1 protein-coding gene is annotated in these 277 nt (G+C 65.0%); it reads right to left on the bottom strand.

The features are described from left to right. Window positions 1-218 (bottom strand): hypothetical protein (locus AC0IW9_RS30735; protein ID WP_471652096.1); only part of this gene is annotated, 218 nt, incomplete at its 3' end. Between the last annotated feature and the right edge of the window lie 59 nt (window positions 219-277).

Raw genomic sequence — 277 nt, 5'->3', positions numbered from 1 at the left:
CCGCGCGCCCATTGCCGAGGAAAAATCAGCTGGGCAAAGCGCTGGCCGCGCATAAGTCGCTCGGGGCCGTCGGCCTCGGTGCAAATGAACTCGGCGTACGCGCTGCTGGCCTTGGCCTTGGCGTACCCGGCTACCTCCAGGCGCGCGGCGTGGTTGCTTATTTCCGAGCACACCTCGCTTTCGAAGCCGGGGCGGCAGTGCAGCAACAAAGTGGTCATCAGGCGTTCTCCTCAGGGCGCGCATGATAGCCGAGTTGGAACCGCAAGCGCTCAAGGGC

Source organism: Belnapia sp. AC561, from assembly GCF_979252845.1.
This window is presented reverse-complemented; position numbering and strand designations above follow the sequence as displayed.